Source organism: Flavobacteriales bacterium, assembly GCA_016716605.1.
Classification (GTDB): Bacteria; Bacteroidota; Bacteroidia; order Flavobacteriales_F; family PHOS-HE28; genus PHOS-HE28.
On record JADJWA010000001.1, the window covers coordinates 2,339,558 to 2,353,873 of the forward strand.

At 62.5% G+C, this 14,316-nt stretch carries 15 protein-coding genes; 7 read left to right on the top strand and 8 right to left on the bottom strand.

Annotated elements, in window-relative coordinates; all coding sequences use genetic code 11:
- The first annotated feature begins 42 nt into the window (after positions 1-42).
- Positions 43-537 (top strand): hypothetical protein, encoded by a 495-nt coding sequence (locus IPM12_09345; GenBank protein MBK9148003.1) that lies wholly within the window; start codon positions 43-45, stop codon positions 535-537.
- Between the two features lie 124 nt (positions 538-661).
- On the opposite strand, the gene IPM12_09350 is transcribed toward IPM12_09345, so the two are convergent.
- The 4 genes from IPM12_09350 to IPM12_09365 form a co-directional block, all read right to left on the bottom strand.
- Complete coding sequence (locus IPM12_09350) at positions 662-2,290, bottom strand: acyl-CoA carboxylase subunit beta (protein MBK9148004.1); 1,629 nt, start codon at positions 2,288-2,290, stop codon at positions 662-664.
- A 144-nt stretch (positions 2,291-2,434) separates the two neighbouring features.
- The gene (locus IPM12_09355) at positions 2,435-2,875 is read right to left on the bottom strand and encodes a cold shock domain-containing protein (protein ID MBK9148005.1); all 441 of its coding nucleotides are present in this window, start codon (positions 2,873-2,875) and stop codon (positions 2,435-2,437) included.
- Positions 2,876-2,966: 91 nt separating this feature from the next.
- Positions 2,967-3,785, bottom strand: coding sequence for a T9SS type A sorting domain-containing protein (locus IPM12_09360; protein ID MBK9148006.1), 819 nt, complete (start codon positions 3,783-3,785; stop codon positions 2,967-2,969).
- A 59-nt stretch (positions 3,786-3,844) separates the two neighbouring features.
- On the bottom strand, positions 3,845-4,735 hold the full coding sequence (locus tag IPM12_09365; protein ID MBK9148007.1) for an alpha/beta fold hydrolase: 891 nt from the start codon (positions 4,733-4,735) through the stop codon (positions 3,845-3,847).
- 85 nt (positions 4,736-4,820) lie between these two features.
- Between IPM12_09365 and IPM12_09370 the strand changes: the two genes are divergently transcribed.
- On the top strand, positions 4,821-5,453 hold the full coding sequence (locus tag IPM12_09370; GenBank protein MBK9148008.1) for a hypothetical protein: 633 nt from the start codon (positions 4,821-4,823) through the stop codon (positions 5,451-5,453).
- 66 nt (positions 5,454-5,519) lie between these two features.
- On the opposite strand, the gene IPM12_09375 is transcribed toward IPM12_09370, so the two are convergent.
- The 4 genes from IPM12_09375 to mnmE all read right to left on the bottom strand — a co-directional run bounded on the left by IPM12_09375 (position 5,520) and on the right by mnmE (position 9,092).
- Positions 5,520-5,999: a DUF4878 domain-containing protein gene (locus tag IPM12_09375; protein ID MBK9148009.1), complete on the bottom strand. Its 480-nt coding sequence runs from the start codon at positions 5,997-5,999 to the stop codon at positions 5,520-5,522.
- A gap of 81 nt (positions 6,000-6,080) precedes the next feature.
- Positions 6,081-6,728, bottom strand: coding sequence for a WbqC family protein (locus tag IPM12_09380; GenBank protein MBK9148010.1), 648 nt, complete (start codon positions 6,726-6,728; stop codon positions 6,081-6,083).
- 105 nt (positions 6,729-6,833) lie between these two features.
- Positions 6,834-7,643, bottom strand: a complete 810-nt coding sequence (locus IPM12_09385) for a hypothetical protein (GenBank protein ID MBK9148011.1) — start codon at positions 7,641-7,643, stop codon at positions 6,834-6,836.
- A gap of 102 nt (positions 7,644-7,745) precedes the next feature.
- Positions 7,746-9,092, bottom strand: coding sequence for a tRNA uridine-5-carboxymethylaminomethyl(34) synthesis GTPase MnmE (mnmE, locus tag IPM12_09390; protein MBK9148012.1), 1,347 nt, complete (start codon positions 9,090-9,092; stop codon positions 7,746-7,748).
- Between the two features lie 49 nt (positions 9,093-9,141).
- Between mnmE and IPM12_09395 the strand changes: the two genes are divergently transcribed.
- The 5 genes from IPM12_09395 to IPM12_09415 all read left to right on the top strand — a co-directional run bounded on the left by IPM12_09395 (position 9,142) and on the right by IPM12_09415 (position 13,986).
- Positions 9,142-10,467, top strand: coding sequence for an NAD(P)/FAD-dependent oxidoreductase (locus tag IPM12_09395; protein MBK9148013.1), 1,326 nt, complete (start codon positions 9,142-9,144; stop codon positions 10,465-10,467).
- Between the two features lie 40 nt (positions 10,468-10,507).
- Entirely contained in the window at positions 10,508-11,773 is a 1,266-nt protein-coding gene (locus tag IPM12_09400) for an MFS transporter (GenBank protein ID MBK9148014.1), read from the top strand.
- 66 nt (positions 11,774-11,839) lie between these two features.
- Positions 11,840-12,709 carry a succinate--CoA ligase subunit alpha gene (gene sucD, locus IPM12_09405; protein MBK9148015.1) on the top strand — a complete coding sequence of 290 codons (870 nt, stop codon included), beginning with the start codon at positions 11,840-11,842 and terminating at the stop codon, positions 12,707-12,709.
- 144 nt (positions 12,710-12,853) lie between these two features.
- Positions 12,854-13,531 carry a response regulator transcription factor gene (locus IPM12_09410; GenBank protein ID MBK9148016.1) on the top strand — a complete coding sequence of 226 codons (678 nt, stop codon included), beginning with the start codon at positions 12,854-12,856 and terminating at the stop codon, positions 13,529-13,531.
- An 11-nt stretch (positions 13,532-13,542) separates the two neighbouring features.
- A complete protein-coding gene (locus IPM12_09415; protein ID MBK9148017.1) occupies positions 13,543-13,986 on the top strand; it encodes a hypothetical protein in 444 nt (147 codons plus the stop codon).
- The last annotated feature ends 330 nt before the right edge of the window (positions 13,987-14,316 follow it).

Below are 14,316 nucleotides of genomic sequence, written 5' to 3' on the forward strand. Positions count from 1 at the left end.
GGTTCAACCGGTGATGACTGCGGCCAGTACATTTGAAAAACCATGAGGCTTCTCGGATTTGATCTTAAGGATCGCGTTCAACGGCGACGGTTCATCGTTCTTGCGGTGATATCAAATACGCTGTGTCTGCTATTCGTTGCGCATGAATTGTTCCTCGGTGAATACCTGTTCGACAAGGAAAAGAAGGCCACTATTGATCCCAAGGCGGTCTCGGCAGTCGTGATTGGTGCTGGTAGCTGGAAATGGCCCGACGCTGAATGGCAGTTCACCCAGCACGAGAGATTGCGATTGGAAGATCGCACAGACGTTGAGGACTTCTGCAGGACGCTTGGGATGCTCGATGCGAAGTACATCGACAACATTCGCCCAATGAACAACTGGGTGGAGATGGACATTGTAGCTGCGGACCAATCTGATGAACGTGCCGTAATCAAGGAGAACTATCAGCATGAGATATTCCTGGAGCTTGACGGACATACCTATGAGGCAACGCCGTTGAAAGATTGGCTCAGACAGGTTGCTCTGAAGCACCAATAGCGACCGTGCATTTCGCGTGACGGATTGAAGCGGAAAGCCCGCAAGCGAGGAGGAACGACGAGTGCGGACTTGCAGCGGAAAGCCGGACCCCGCCTGCATTTGAGCCGGGGCACGCCCAATACCTCTACGTCTGCAACACACCCATATTGAACTCCCGCGTAGCAGGCGCTTGTGATGCCGCCTCTATCCCCAACGAGATCCAAGTCCGCGTCTCCAACGGATCGATCACCGCATCCAGCCACAACCGGCTCGCCGCGTAGTAGGGACTGATGGTCTCCTCGTACTTGCTGCGGATCCGGTTGAGCAGTTCAGCTTCTTTCTCGGGGGTGATGGTCTCGCCCTTGCCTTTCAGCGCGGCTACTTCGATCTGGAGCATCACCTTGCTGGCCTGCTCGCCGCCCATCACGGCCACCTGGGCGCTGGGCCAACCCACGATCAGGCGCGGGTCGTAGGCCTTGCCGCACATGGCGTAGTTGCCGGCGCCGTAGCTGTTGCCGATGATGATGGTGAACTTGGGCACCACGCTGTTGCTCACGGCGTTCACCAGTTTCGCACCGTCCTTGATGATGCCGCCGTGCTCGCTGCGGCTGCCCACCATGAAGCCGGTGACGTCCTGCAGGAAGACCAGCGGGATGTTCTTCTGGTTGCAGTTGGCGATGAAGCGCGTGGCCTTGTCGGCGCTGTCGCTGTATATCACGCCGCCGAACTGCATCTCGCCCTTCTTGCTCTTCACCACCTTGCGCTGGTTGGCCACGATGCCCACGGCCCAGCCGTCGATGCGGGCGTAGGCGGTGATGATGCTCTGGCCGTAGCCCTCCTTGTACTCGGTGTATTCACTATCGTCCACCAGCCGCGCGATCACCTCGCGCATGTCGTAGGGTTTGGCGCGCTCGCTGGGCAGGATGCCGTAGATCTCTTTCGGGTCGGCCTTGGGCGCCACAGCTTTCTCACGGCTGAAGCCCGCGTCCTTGGGCTTGCCGAGCTTGTCCATGATAGCGCGGATCTTCTTGAGGCAGTCCTCATCGTCCTTGCACTTGTAGTCGGTCACCCCGCTGATCTCGCTGTGCGTGGTGGCGCCGCCGAGGGTCTCGTTGTCGATGTCCTCGCCGATGGCGGCCTTCACCAGGTAGCTGCCGGCGAGGAAGATGCTGCCGGTCTTCTCCACGATGAGGGCCTCGTCGCTCATGATGGGTAGGTAGGCGCCGCCCGCCACGCAGCTGCCCATGATGGCGGCGATCTGTGTGATGCCCATGGAACTCATCACCGCGTTGTTGCGGAAGATGCGACCGAAGTGCTCCTTATCGGGGAAGATCTCGTCCTGCATCGGCAGGTACACGCCGGCGCTGTCCACCAGGTAGATGATGGGCAGGCGGTTCTCGATGGCGATCTCCTGGGCGCGCAGGTTCTTCTTGGCCGCCATGGGGAACCAGGCCCCGGCCTTCACGGTGGCGTCGTTGGCCACCACGATGCACTGGCGCTTGCTCACGTAGCCGATCACCACCACCACACCCGCGCTGGGGCAGCCGCCGTGCTCCTTGTACATGCCCTCGGCCGCGAAGGCACCGATCTCGATGCGCGGGCGCTTGGGGTCCAGCAGTGCGTCGATGCGCTCGCGGGCGGTCATCTTGCCGTCGGCCTTGAGCTTGGCGATGCGTTTTTCGCCGCCGCCTAGGTGGATCTTCTTCAGGCGTGCGTGCAGCTCACTGACGGAGAGCTTGTTCTTGTCCTCGTTCTTCGCTGCTTCGATGTCGATCTTCTCGGCCATGGGCCGAAAGTAGGAGCGGTGGGAGATAGAAGGCCTATGGTCCCAGGTCCGAGGTCTATGGTCTTAGGCCCGAAGCGTCAGGCCTAAGACCATAGACCTCGGACCATTGACCCGGGCGCAGCCCGATGTTGTTCAGGCCTTCTTCACCCGCACGGCGTTCATCCCTTTCGGGCCGCGCTCCACGTCGTAGGTCACCTTGTCGCCGTCCTTCACCTCGTCGATCAATCCGCTGATGTGGAAGAAGAGGCGCTCGCGCGAGCCATCCTCATTGATGAAGCCGAAGCCCTTCGAGGTGTCGAAGAAATCGACGCGGCCCACGCGCTCCACGGGCATCTCATCCTCTTTGCTGCGGCGGGGCACCCCGATCTCGATCTCGGAGATGTCGATCTCCTTGCGAACCTTGGTGGGATCGGGCGGCGTGCTGGTGATCCGGCCGAACTCGTCCACGTACGCCATCATGTTCTCCAGCCCGCCACCGGGGGAGTTGGCCTTGCGTTCCTCCTTCTTGCGCTTCTTCTCCTCCTGTTTCTGCAATCGTTTCTTCTCTTTCTCGCGCTTCTCGAATGTGGCCATGTGGGGGTGTTCTCGTGCTTGGTCTTGCGGTAATCGCGGCGCAAGGTAGTCCATGGCGCGCGGGCATCATGGGCCAACGCCTCCGTGCTGCTCAGCGTGACACCGCGAACCTCATGGTCGCAGCGGCGCCTGCTTGCTGCGAACGCACGGTGTAGATGCCCTGCGGCAAGTCCCCTACCATCCAGGAGGAAGAGCCCGCCGGCAGCGAGCGCTGATGCACCATCCTTCCTTGTGCATCGAAGAGCGCGAGGTCGACGGTTTCGCCGTTGGTTTCGAGGACAATGGTTTGCATGGCAGCATTGTACCGCATGGACATGATCTGCGGTTGGCTCTCGCCCACGCCCACCACGCCTTCGATCACCACGGCATCGAAGGTGCTGGTGCACGGCCCGTTGTCACAGCTCCATTGCAGCACGTTGGTGCCAAGTCCCGGTGCCGTGAACAGCGCTTGTGGGTCCGTTGGGTCGCTGAATGTCCCGCTGCCGGAAAGGATCGTCCAGAAGCAGGTGGCGGGCGCGATGGGCACTGATCCATTCAGCTGCACCGACCCCGGCCAGGGCGGCACGGTCTGGTCAGGCCCGGCCTCCGCTGCCGGGGAAGCGCTGTTGTAGCACCAGATCGACACTTGGTCCGAGGTGGTGCCGGCGTTGCCGTAGATCGTCCAGCGCAGCACGTTCTCGCCGTAGCTCATGCCCACCACCAGGGTCGAAGGCGAGCTCTGGTTGGCGAAGGAGGCGGTGCCTTGGAGCACGCTCCACACGCCCACTTCGCCCGACGAGAGCGGATCGGCCTGCATGGTGGCTGCATTGCCGCAGATGAATTGGTCTGGCCCGGCGGGATTGGCGCGCGGCTGCGCGAATGCGTGGAGAGCGCTGAGCGAAAGTGATGCGAAGAGGCAGGATCTGAGCATGGGCCGAAGGTATCCTTGGCCGCATGCTTGGCTTCGGCTCGTCTCAGGAACGGCACGCATCAAGGAAGGAACGCACTAAGGAAGGAACGCATCGCCAGCACCAATTCTTCGTGCGCTTCTTCATGCACGAAGTGCCCGGCCTCGGGGAAAGTGCGCACGGTAGCCTGCGGCAAGGCGTGTCTCCAGCGCTCCAGCAGGTCGGGCGGGAAGAAGCGGTCCTTCATGCCCCAGCACAGCAGTGTCGGAATGGAGCGCAGTCGGCCCACCTTCGCCCATTGCGCGTCCCAGAACGGTCCTGCGTTCTTGATCTCCTGCACACAGGCGAAGGTGGCTGCGCGCGAGCCGGCGTCGGGCAGCGCGTTCTTGAAGTGCGCATGGACAGCCTTGCTCAGCTTCGCCTTGTTGCCATAGCCATTGGGCATCATGAAATTCACGCTGAATCCGAATCGGAGGTAGAGCCACTTGCCGAACCCTGAATTCATGCTGGCGGTCGGACGGCTGAAGCGCTTGTCGGGCATCAGGTCCCACATCCACGTGTTGTAGAGCACGATGCCTTTCACGTTGCCCGGATGCTCGAGCGCGTGCTGCAATCCGATGCCCCCGCCGAAGTCCGTCACGACCAAGGTGATGTCCTCTAATGCGAGATCCGCGATGAAGTCCTGGAGCCGGCGAGCATGAGCCGCAACGGTGCAGTCGGCCTGTGCTGGCTTATCGCTTAAGCCGAAGCCGAGGTGATCGATGGCCACGCATCGGTGCGTATCGCGGAAGGCCTTGATGAGCTGTCGGAATCCGAAGCTCCAATCCGGCGTTCCATGCACGAAGAGCAGCACCGGTCCTTGTCCTTCGTCCACGTAGTGCATGCGGCCATCGGCATGGTGGTAGGTGCGCGTGGCGAACGGGAATTCTCCGCGATCGAGCCAGACGGGCGCGCTGATATCAATCGGCTTCATGGGACGAAAGTGATGGCAACATGCAGCCCGATCGCTTGACGCCGATCAAGAAACGCTGCGCCGCCCGGTACCTTCGCGCATTCGCATGAAGCACTTTCGGTGGATAGGACTTGTGGCCATCGTGGTCCTTGCCGCCGTGCTATGGCAGGTATTCCCGGCGGAAGGGAACGAAGAGGGCACAACGGGCTATGTGCTCAGTGGAGCCGAAGTGGCCGCACTGCAGCCCGGCGACATCATCCTGCGCCGCGGCCATGGCCTGGTGAGCGACATGATCTCTTCGGTGCTCTCGGAGGAATACGATGTCTCGCATTGCGGGGTCATCGCGGAGCACGATAGCGCGCTCTGGGTGATCCACTCGGTGAGCAGCAGCGTGAGCGAGGCCGATGGCATGCAATCCCATAGGCTCCAGTCCTTCGTGGGCCAGAGCAAGCCGGGCAGCGTGATCGTGAGCCGCCTGCGCACCTCAGCGGACCGTTCGATGATCGCCGTACGCGCCAAGGAGCTGCTCCGCCGTAAGGTGCCATTCGACCACGACTTCGACTTGGACGATACCACGCGCATCTACTGCTCCGAACTGGTGTGGCGCATCATCCGCGACGATTATGGCATCGATGTGTTCGATGCGCCCGCTGCCGGTGACAAGGCGGGCCGCTACCGTTTCATGCGCCTGCTCGATACTGCGCGATTCGAGGTGATCATCAACCACCAGAAGGAATGAACCCGGGGCGCGGCCGCTGTGGCCATGCCCCGGGTTCAAGGTCTGTATGGTTATTGTAAGAGCGGCTTACTGAGCAGCTTCCTGCATCGCTTCGCCAGCTTCCTCCATCATCTCGCCGCCTTCTTCCATCAAGGAATCAAGGCCGCTGCTCATGTCTTCCATCATATCGCCGCCCTCTTCGCCCATGCCATCTTCCTTGGCCATGTCCACGAGCCACTTGCCATCCTGCTTCACCAGGCTCAGGGTCTCATCGGCGTCCTTGCCGTCGGTGCGGTAGGTCACCGTAGCCTTGTCGCCCTCGATGGCCTCACCGGAGATCTTGAAGGAGGCGTTCTCGTTCTTGGGCATCATGGATGCCATGCCGGCCATCAGGTCGAGCATGCCAGCGGTCTTCTCGGTGCCGTAAGCCTTGGCTTCCTTGAACTCCATCTTGTTCAGGTGCGTGAGGTACTTCTCCGCCACTTGGGTGGGGGTCATGTCTCCACCGCCGCCGCAGGCAGCAAGGAGTACGGTTGTGGCCAAGGACAGCAGGAACGGGGTCTTCATGGGGTTGTGGTTGGTGAAAGTTTCGGGAATGGCCCGCGAAGAAAGGGTTTTTCCGGGGAAATGCCGTGTTGGTACCTCTGATCAGCCGTGAAAGAGCCAGCCGCGCGCCTCAGGGCCCAGGTTCATCACCAAATCAATCACACTGCACGCGGGCACGAAGCCGTGGCGCAGCTCGAAGACCTGTGCGTACGGTGCGTCCGCTCCCAAATCGGGTGGCAGCGGCTTCTTGGGGTGCAAGGCCGAGCGGAGGTCGAGGTAGGCCGCTTGGTCATTCTCCACGTAGGCATGCTTCACATCGATCGCAGGTGTCAGCCCAAGCCATTGCAAGCCCAGCTTGAGCGTGGCCAGGTCCAGATCGATCAGCCGCGCGTGCCTTGCGCTGAGCACATCCGCGATCTCGTCGATGTAATGGATGAACCACGGGGCGTTGCCGTAAGCGCTGCGGATCGCATGCAAGTGCTGCTGCGGCCAGGTCTCGGCATAAGAGAGGCCGACGGCATGCATGGGCATCTTCCGGAGATGGCCTGCCGCGGCCTCTTCGTGGGCGCGGTCATGCGCGATCTGCACGCACAGGTCCTGCGGACCGTTGGGCCCTACGATGCGGGTTCGCGTGCGGTAGCTCTGGCGCACATAGTGCTCACCGACGTCGATGATGGCGTGCTCATGCTTCGCCAAGAGCCGGTAGAGTTCCACCGGGCCGAAGTAGCAGGCGGCGAGAAGGGGCGTCATGGCATCTGAAGTCGCAATCGCGATGAGCGCAGCACCACCCGGTTCTCGAAGCGCAGACCTGTCCAGTCGGTAATATGTCCCAACGAGACGCGGCCCGCGCTCCGCTCACGGGCCATTTCGCGGGCCATGGATGCGGATAGACGCGCCCACCATGACCGCGCCCTCGAAGAACCAGAAGGATTGTGAGGCGCGGTCGCGGGCCTCGTGGGTGGTGCGCACATCGGGCATCCAGATCCGGCCCCCGTGCGCTTCGGCGGCAATCACGATGCAGCCGAGGAAGGTGAGCCGCGCCCCGGCGTGCAGGCCGATACCGCCACCGGAGAGATGGTAGTCGTCGCTCAGCTGTTTGCCGGGGAAGCGGCAAGCCGTGCGCGGCACGAGCGCACCAACGGAGAGTCCTGCGGCGGAGGCGATATCGAGGCGGAGCGGGTTCAGCCGCGCGAGGCGGTCGCGGCGCTCGATGCGCGCATTCACGAAGTTGAGGCCATCGGTGTGCTCGTAGGTGAGGAACTCACGGTCGAGGGTGATGCTTCCGCCTTGGGCGCGCTGCGCGGCGATCTCCGGCAGCGTGCCGCTGACGCCCACCTGCTGGTCCTGCGCCATCACGTACTTCATATGGTCGAAGGCGATGCCGACGGCCCAGTGCTCCGTAAGTGAGTAGTTGATGCGCAGATTGGTCTGCGGTAGGGTGAGCTTGGTGGGGCTCAGGTACTCGATCGAGACGTCTGATGGGCGGTCCGTGGCGCGCACCGCGTGCAGCGTGAAATCATAGCCTTCGCCGGTGAAGCGGATGTCGGACGCCGAGTAGGCATCACGGTTCCAGCCCCAGAGCACTTCGATGCGGCCTTCTTGAGGGGCCTGCGGGAGAGCGCCGGTTGCGAGGAGCAGAAGGGAAAGGAGCAGGGCGAGGCGCACGGTTCGTGCCGGCGAAGGTAGGTCCCGCGCTTGCACCCGGTCGGAACGTGGCGCCATGGCTTCGGCAGGCCGAACGGATCCGCAAATCGCGGCATCATCCGCTCACTTCCCGATGCAGAACCGCCCGAAGATGCTGCCCAGGAGGTCATCCGGCGTGATCCGTCCGGTGATCTCGCCCAGGTGGCGCTGCGCCGCGCGGAGGTCCACCGCGAGCAGCTCGCCGCTGATGCCCTGCTCAATGGCGGCGCGTGAATCGATCAACGCCTGCCGCGCCTTGGTGAGCGCATCCACATGCCGCGCATTGGTCACCACGATGTCGGCAGGCGATGCCAGGGAGTTCACCTGATCGAGCAGCCGCTGCTTCAGCTGCTCCAGCCCTTCGCTGGTCCTGGCGCTGATGGATAGCGTGGCCGCAGCCTTCACCGGCGCCACATCGCTCTTGTTCAGCACGGGCATGATCATGGGCCCGTCACCGACGCGATCGCGCAGCATGGCGGATTCCAAGGCGAAAGCCTGTTCGTTCATCACGCTGGCATCGCCCAGCAGCACCACGACGGCTGCTTCCTTCGCCTTCTTGTAGCTGCGCTCGATGCCGAGCTTCTCCACGGTGTCGTCGGTCTTGCGGATGCCGGCCGTGTCGATGAAGCGGAACAGCACGCCGCCGATGGTGATCGCCTCCTCCACCGTGTCGCGCGTGGTGCCGGGGATCTCGCTCACGATGGCGCGGTCTTCTTGCAGCAATGCGTTGAGCAAGGTGCTTTTGCCGCTGTTGGGCGCGCCCACGATGGCAACGGGGACGCCCTGGCGCACGGCATTGCCATAGCGGAAGCTCTCGATCAGCCCGGTGCAGATGCCCGTGATGCGATCGAGCAGCGCGATGAGCTCGGGGCGATTGGCGAACTCCACGTCCTCTTCGCTGAAGTCGAGCTCGAGCTCGATCAGCGCCGAGAAATCAATCAGCTCCTGCCGCAGCGCCTCGATGCGCTGCCCGAAGCCGCCGCGCAACTGCTGCAGGGCCAGGCGATGCTGCGCGGCGCTCTGGCTGGCGATCAGGTCGGCCACGGCCTCGGCCTGGCTCAGGTCGAGCTTGCCATTCAGGAATGCGCGTTGGGTGAACTCCCCGGGCTGCGCAAGGCGTGCGCCCGCATTGAGCATCGCCTCAATCAATCGTTGCTGGATGTAGGGCGATCCGTGCACGGCCAATTCCGCGATATCCTCACCGGTGTAGGAGCGCGGGCCGCGGAAGAAGGTGAGCAGGCCGTCGTCGATGCGGCCCTCGCCTTCGCGGAATGCACAACGGTGAGCGCAGCGCTCATGCAGATCCGCCGGTAAGCCTTCGCTGACCGCACGTGCGATCGCTTCCGCTTCCGGGCCCGAGAGTCGCAGCAGCGCAATGGCCCCCGTGCCGGGTGCGGTTGAAATGGCCGCGATCGTGTCAGCGTGGTTCATGCGGGGCGACAAATGTCCGGATCTTCGCTCCGCCTTCAGCCCGCAACCCATGTGGACGATCGAAAAGCATGTTTACGACAAACTGCCGTACCCCAAGGTGGTGGTGGTCGGCGGCGGCTTCGCCGGATTGGAGCTGATCCAGCACCTGGCTGGCAAGCCTTACAAGGTGCTGCTGCTCGATAAGCAGAATCATCACTGCTTCCAGCCGCTGCTGTACCAAGTGGCCACCGCCAGCCTCGGCGCCGATAGCATCGGGCATCCGTTCCGGCGCACCGTGGGGCCCATGCCCAACGTGGCGTTCCGCATGGCCGAGGTGCTGCGCGTGCTGCCGGATCAGAAGCGCGTGGAGACCAACGTAGGCGAGTTCGGCTACGACATCCTCGTGCTCGCGCTGGGCAGCACCACCAACTTCTTCGGCAACCGCCAGATGGCCGAGGTGGCCATGCAGCTCAAGAGCATCAGTCAGGCACTCGATATCCGCAGCGATTTCCTGCAGGAATTCGAGCGCGCGCTGGTGCTGCAGGAGGAGGCCGAGCTGAAGCGCTGCCTCAATTTCGTGATCGTGGGCGCGGGGCCAACGGGCGTTGAATTGGCCGGCGCCTTGGCTGAGATCCGGCGCACCGTGCTGCGCAACGAGTACCGCGAGATGCACAGCGAGCTCATGCGCATCGTGCTCATCGACAGCAATGACCGCGTGCTGAAGAACTTCTCGGAGAAGTCGAGCAGCAATGCGGGGAAGTACCTGAAGGAGCTGGGCGTGGAGCTGCTGCTGAACAAGCGCGTGGTGAGCGGCGATGATGACCACATCACCTTGGATGATGGCAGCGCCCTGGATACCAACACCGTGATCTGGGCGGCTGGGGTGAAGGGCGTGACCATTCCCGGATTGGAAGCCGGCTTGAATGAGCGCGCGAGCCGATTCATGGTTGATCGCACCAATGCGATACAGGGCTTCAACGACATCCATGTGCTGGGCGACATGGCCTTGATGGAAGAGCCCGCGTACCCCAAGGGACATCCGCAGGTGGCCACCGTGGCGATCCAGCAAGGCCGGCACCTGGCCAGGAATCTCATCCGCCGCGCGGAAGGGAAGGAGCCCCTGCCGTTCAGCTATCGGGACAAGGGCAGCATGGCCGTGATCGGCCGGCGCAAGGCCGTGGTGGATATCGGCCAATGGAACTTCGGCGGCACCATGGCCTGGCTCCTGTGGATGCTGGTGCACGTGGCGCAGCTCGTGGGCTTCCGGAACCGCGCCGTGGTGCTCTTCAATTGGGGCTGGAAATACCTGAGCTGGCGCAACACCATCCGCTTGATCGTGCGGCCCTACGTGCGCAAGGGCACCGCGGTGGCGCGGCCCTTCGTGGCGGTGGAGTAGCGTGCGCCTCCGGCGCCGGTCTACTTTCGCCCGCCTTCGCATGGACCGCCGACTCTTCATCCTCTGGTTCACCATCTTCATCGACCTGATCGGGTTCACGCTCTTCATCCCGGTGGTGCCTTATTTCAGCGAAGCAGTTGGCGCGAGCGAGGATCTGGTGATGCTGAGCGCGGCGCTCTTCTCGCTCATGGTCTTCCTCTGCTCGCCCATCTGGGGCAGCATGAGCGACCGCGTGGGGCGCCGTCCGGTGATCATGGTCTCCATCGTCATCACGGCCATCAGCTACATCGTCTTCTCTTACGCCACCAGCATCGTCCTGCTCTTCGTTTCGCGCTTCCTCACCGGCATCGGCAGCGGCAACATCGCCGCCGCGCAAGCCTACGTGAGTGATATGACCGAGCCGAAGGACCGCGCTAAGCGCATCGGGCTCATCATCGGCGCATCGTTCGGATTGGCCTTCGCATTCGGGCCCGCGATGGGTGGCTACGTCTTCCACCACATGGGCGGTATCGAGGCGGTGGGCTGGTTCGCCACAGGGCTGTGCCTGCTCAACCTCATCGGCGTGGTGTTCATGCTTCCTGAGTCATTGGCGAATCCCGATCGCGCGCGGCCCATCAACTTCAAACCGGTGGCCAGCACCTTCCGCGCGCTCAGGGACCAGCGCTTCCGCGACATCTTCCTCATCGGATTCGTGTACATCACGGCCTTCAGCATGATGAATGTGAGCATCGCTTTCCTCTGGATGCAGCGCTACCACCTCACGGTGGACCAGACGGGCCTCATGTTCAGCATGGTCGGCATCCTCAGCGCCGTTTCGCAGGGCGCTTTGGTGAGCGTGTTCCAGCGTTGGTGGGGCGAACGGCGCATGATGATCTATGGCTGCATCATGGTGGGGCTCGGCTTGGCGCTGATTCCCTTCGTTCCGGTGGGGGATCGCGCGGATGTGATCATGGGCGCGGATGGCCTGCCGGCCTCCATCGACCTCAGCCTTGCTTTCGTGCTGATGAGCCTTGTGCCGATGGTGCTCGGCGCCGTGGGCAATGCCTGCCTGAACCCGAGCCTGGTCTCGATCCTCAGTCGGAAATCAGGTCCCCATGAGCTAGGTGAAGTGATGGGCCAGAATCAGGGCTTCTCCTCACTGGGTCGCGTAGCGGGTCCTGCCATGGCCGGACCGCTGTATGCGTGGGGCGTGGATCTGCCCTTCATCGTGGGCGGCGTAGTCATGGTCGGCACCTTGGCGCTGGTGTTCCACTACCTCCGCACCAGCTACACGCCGCTGCACACCCCTTCCACGCTGGCCGATTAGATTCGCCGCCCGCAACTCCACCATTCGCCATGTCGAGCGGAGCAACAACCCTCAACCCGAGATAGAATGAGCGTGCTAGTCAACAAGAACTCGAAAGTGATCGTGCAAGGCTTCACCGGCAGCGAGGGCACCTTCCACGCTACGCAGATGATCGAGTATGGCACCAACGTGGTGGGCGGGGTAACGCCGGGCAAGGGCGGCCAGAAACACTTGGACCGTCCGGTTTTCGAGACCGTGAGCGAGGCAGTGAAGCAGACTGGCGCCAACGTGAGCATCATCTTCGTTCCGCCCGCCTTCGCTGCCGATGCGATCATGGAAGCGGCTGAGGCCGGCATCAAGGTGATCGTGTGCATCACTGAAGGCATCCCCGTCAAGGACATGGTGGCCGCGCGCGAGTACCTGCACGGCAAGGATTGCACGCTCATCGGCCCCAACTGCCCGGGCGTGATCACGGCCGATGAATGCAAAGTGGGCATCATGCCGGGCTTCGTGTTCAAGAAGGGGAGCGTGGGCATCGTGAGCAAGAGCGGCACGCTCACCTACGAAGCGGCCGATCAAGTGGTGAAGGCCGGGCTCGGCATCACCACGGCCATCGGTATCGGTGGCGACCCGATCATCGGCACCACCACCCTGGAAGCCGTTCAGCTCTTCACCAACGACCCCGAGACCAAGGCCATCGTGATGATCGGCGAGATCGGCGGCGATCTGGAGATCCAGGCCGCGCGGTGGATCAAGGCCAACTGCAAGAAGCCGGTGGTCGGCTTCATCGCGGGCGAGACCGCCCCGAAGGGACGCACCATGGGCCATGCAGGCGCCATCGTGAGTGGTGCCGATGAGAGCGCGGCGGCCAAGAAGGCGGTGATGCGCGAGTGCGGGATCCACGTGGTGGAGAGCCCGGCCAGCATCGGCGCCAAGGTGAAGGAGGTGCTGGGCTAGTCCAGCCTCGCATCGTGGTGCTGACGGCACGACACCTCAGCAGCGAATTGCCCTTGCAATGAGGGCGAGGAGGCACCACCAAGCAGACCGATTACCGGTTTTCTGGTATTTTCCCCGATGCAGGCGGCATTGATTTTTGCCGCCATGCAGATGAAGATGAACACGTCGACCTTGCTGTTGGTGGATGATCAGTCGATGATGCTCGACGGCATTGAATCGCTGCTGGCCACGATGGATGAGGTGAAAGTGCTGGGCCGGTGCACTAACGGCAAGGACGCGGTGGCCCAAGCGGAATTGCTGCGGCCGGACCTTGTGCTGATGGATGTGAACATGCCCGGCATGGACGGCATAGAGGCCACCAAGCGCCTGCTGAAGGTGAGCCCGTATAGCAAGGTGCTCATCTTGAGCATGTACGGCCACAAGGAGTTCGTTCTGGAGGTGATGGAAGCCGGTGCATGCGGCTACTTGCTGAAGAATGCGGGGAAGCTTGAGCTCATGGAGGCCTTGCACATCGTGGCCACCGGCGGCAAGTACGTCGCGCGGGAATTGGCTGCGGTCATCGCGAACGGGGATCGCTTCAAGGACCGGCGTGGGGAGACACGCTATGGTGCCCTTTCCAAGCGCGAAGTGGACATCGTGCGATTGATCCTGCAGGAGCGCACTTCCCAGGAGATCGCCGAAACCCTATTCCTGAGCTCCGAAACGGTTGAGACGCACCGAAGGAACATTATGCATAAGCTTGACGTCCGCAATACCGCTGGCTTGGTGAAGTACGCCATGGAGCGGGGCTGGGGAAACAACAACGAGAGCACGAACCGATAAACCAACGACCGATGAGCTGGAACATCAATGATCCTGAGGCGGAAGTGAACGAAGAGTACCAGAGCAAGATCACGCATCCGAAGAACCAGTACTTCACCGGGGAGCGGGTGCTGGACCTTGAGAATCAGGTGATCACGTTGAAGTACGCGGAGCGCATCGGAGTGGACGAAGGAAGCGAGGATATTCAGCTGGGATTGGACCGTGCTGATGAAGAGGAGGATGAGCAATGGGTGCTCTATGTCGAAGTCGACCCGCCTGATCCGAAGTCCGAGAGCGCACGACGGAAGCCGGTGCGGATGTCAACTTCCGGCGGAGGCGGAGGCGATGAACAGCGCACGGTCGTGATCAAGAGCCCGGCTGAGGTGCGCTTGCGCGTTCGTTCAGCGAAGATCTCGTTCAAGCCGGCCATCAAGACCAAGCCGTTCCCCGATCCGGGCAAGCTCAAGCGGCCTTAGTCTTCCAAGCGGGTATGAAGCATGCCGCGTTGATCGGCCACGCACTGCTCGCGGCCATGCCCTTGGTGTCGGTGCATGCCCAGATCAGCGAAAAGCCAACCGGCGCATGCCTGCCGGACGCGATCGCATCGCTCTGTGATCGGTTGCTCCCGGCATCCGGGCATGTGCACATCACGGACGCTGATGGCAAGGTGCGTGCGTGCCCATGTGAACACCTACTTCGTGGCTCTCTGGATGAGCTGAATGCCCTGCGCGCCGTGCGAGACCGGCTGTCTGTGCAGCGAATGGATTCCCGCTGGAAGCATGCCACAACCGGGTCCAACCTTCCAG

Bases quoted from the DNA above. Each gene is read 5' to 3' on its own strand.
- IPM12_09370 (MBK9148008.1), top strand. From the start codon at position 4,821: ATGAAGCACTTTCGGTGGATAGGACTTGTGGCCATCGTGGTCCTTGCC.
- IPM12_09400 (MBK9148014.1), top strand. From the start codon at position 10,508: ATGGACCGCCGACTCTTCATCCTCTGGTTCACCATCTTCATCGACCTG.
- sucD (MBK9148015.1), top strand. From the start codon at position 11,840: ATGAGCGTGCTAGTCAACAAGAACTCGAAAGTGATCGTGCAAGGCTTC.
- IPM12_09380 (MBK9148010.1), bottom strand. From the start codon at position 6,728: ATGACGCCCCTTCTCGCCGCCTGCTACTTCGGCCCGGTGGAACTCTAC.
- IPM12_09375 (MBK9148009.1), bottom strand. From the start codon at position 5,999: ATGAAGACCCCGTTCCTGCTGTCCTTGGCCACAACCGTACTCCTTGCT.
- IPM12_09365 (MBK9148007.1), bottom strand. From the start codon at position 4,735: ATGAAGCCGATTGATATCAGCGCGCCCGTCTGGCTCGATCGCGGAGAA.
- IPM12_09360 (MBK9148006.1), bottom strand. From the start codon at position 3,785: ATGCTCAGATCCTGCCTCTTCGCATCACTTTCGCTCAGCGCTCTCCAC.
- IPM12_09410 (MBK9148016.1), top strand. From the start codon at position 12,854: ATGCAGATGAAGATGAACACGTCGACCTTGCTGTTGGTGGATGATCAG.
- IPM12_09355 (MBK9148005.1), bottom strand. From the start codon at position 2,875: ATGGCCACATTCGAGAAGCGCGAGAAAGAGAAGAAACGATTGCAGAAA.
- IPM12_09415 (MBK9148017.1), top strand. From the start codon at position 13,543: ATGAGCTGGAACATCAATGATCCTGAGGCGGAAGTGAACGAAGAGTAC.
- mnmE (MBK9148012.1), bottom strand. From the start codon at position 9,092: ATGAACCACGCTGACACGATCGCGGCCATTTCAACCGCACCCGGCACG.
- IPM12_09345 (MBK9148003.1), top strand. From the start codon at position 43: ATGAGGCTTCTCGGATTTGATCTTAAGGATCGCGTTCAACGGCGACGG.
- IPM12_09395 (MBK9148013.1), top strand. From the start codon at position 9,142: ATGTGGACGATCGAAAAGCATGTTTACGACAAACTGCCGTACCCCAAG.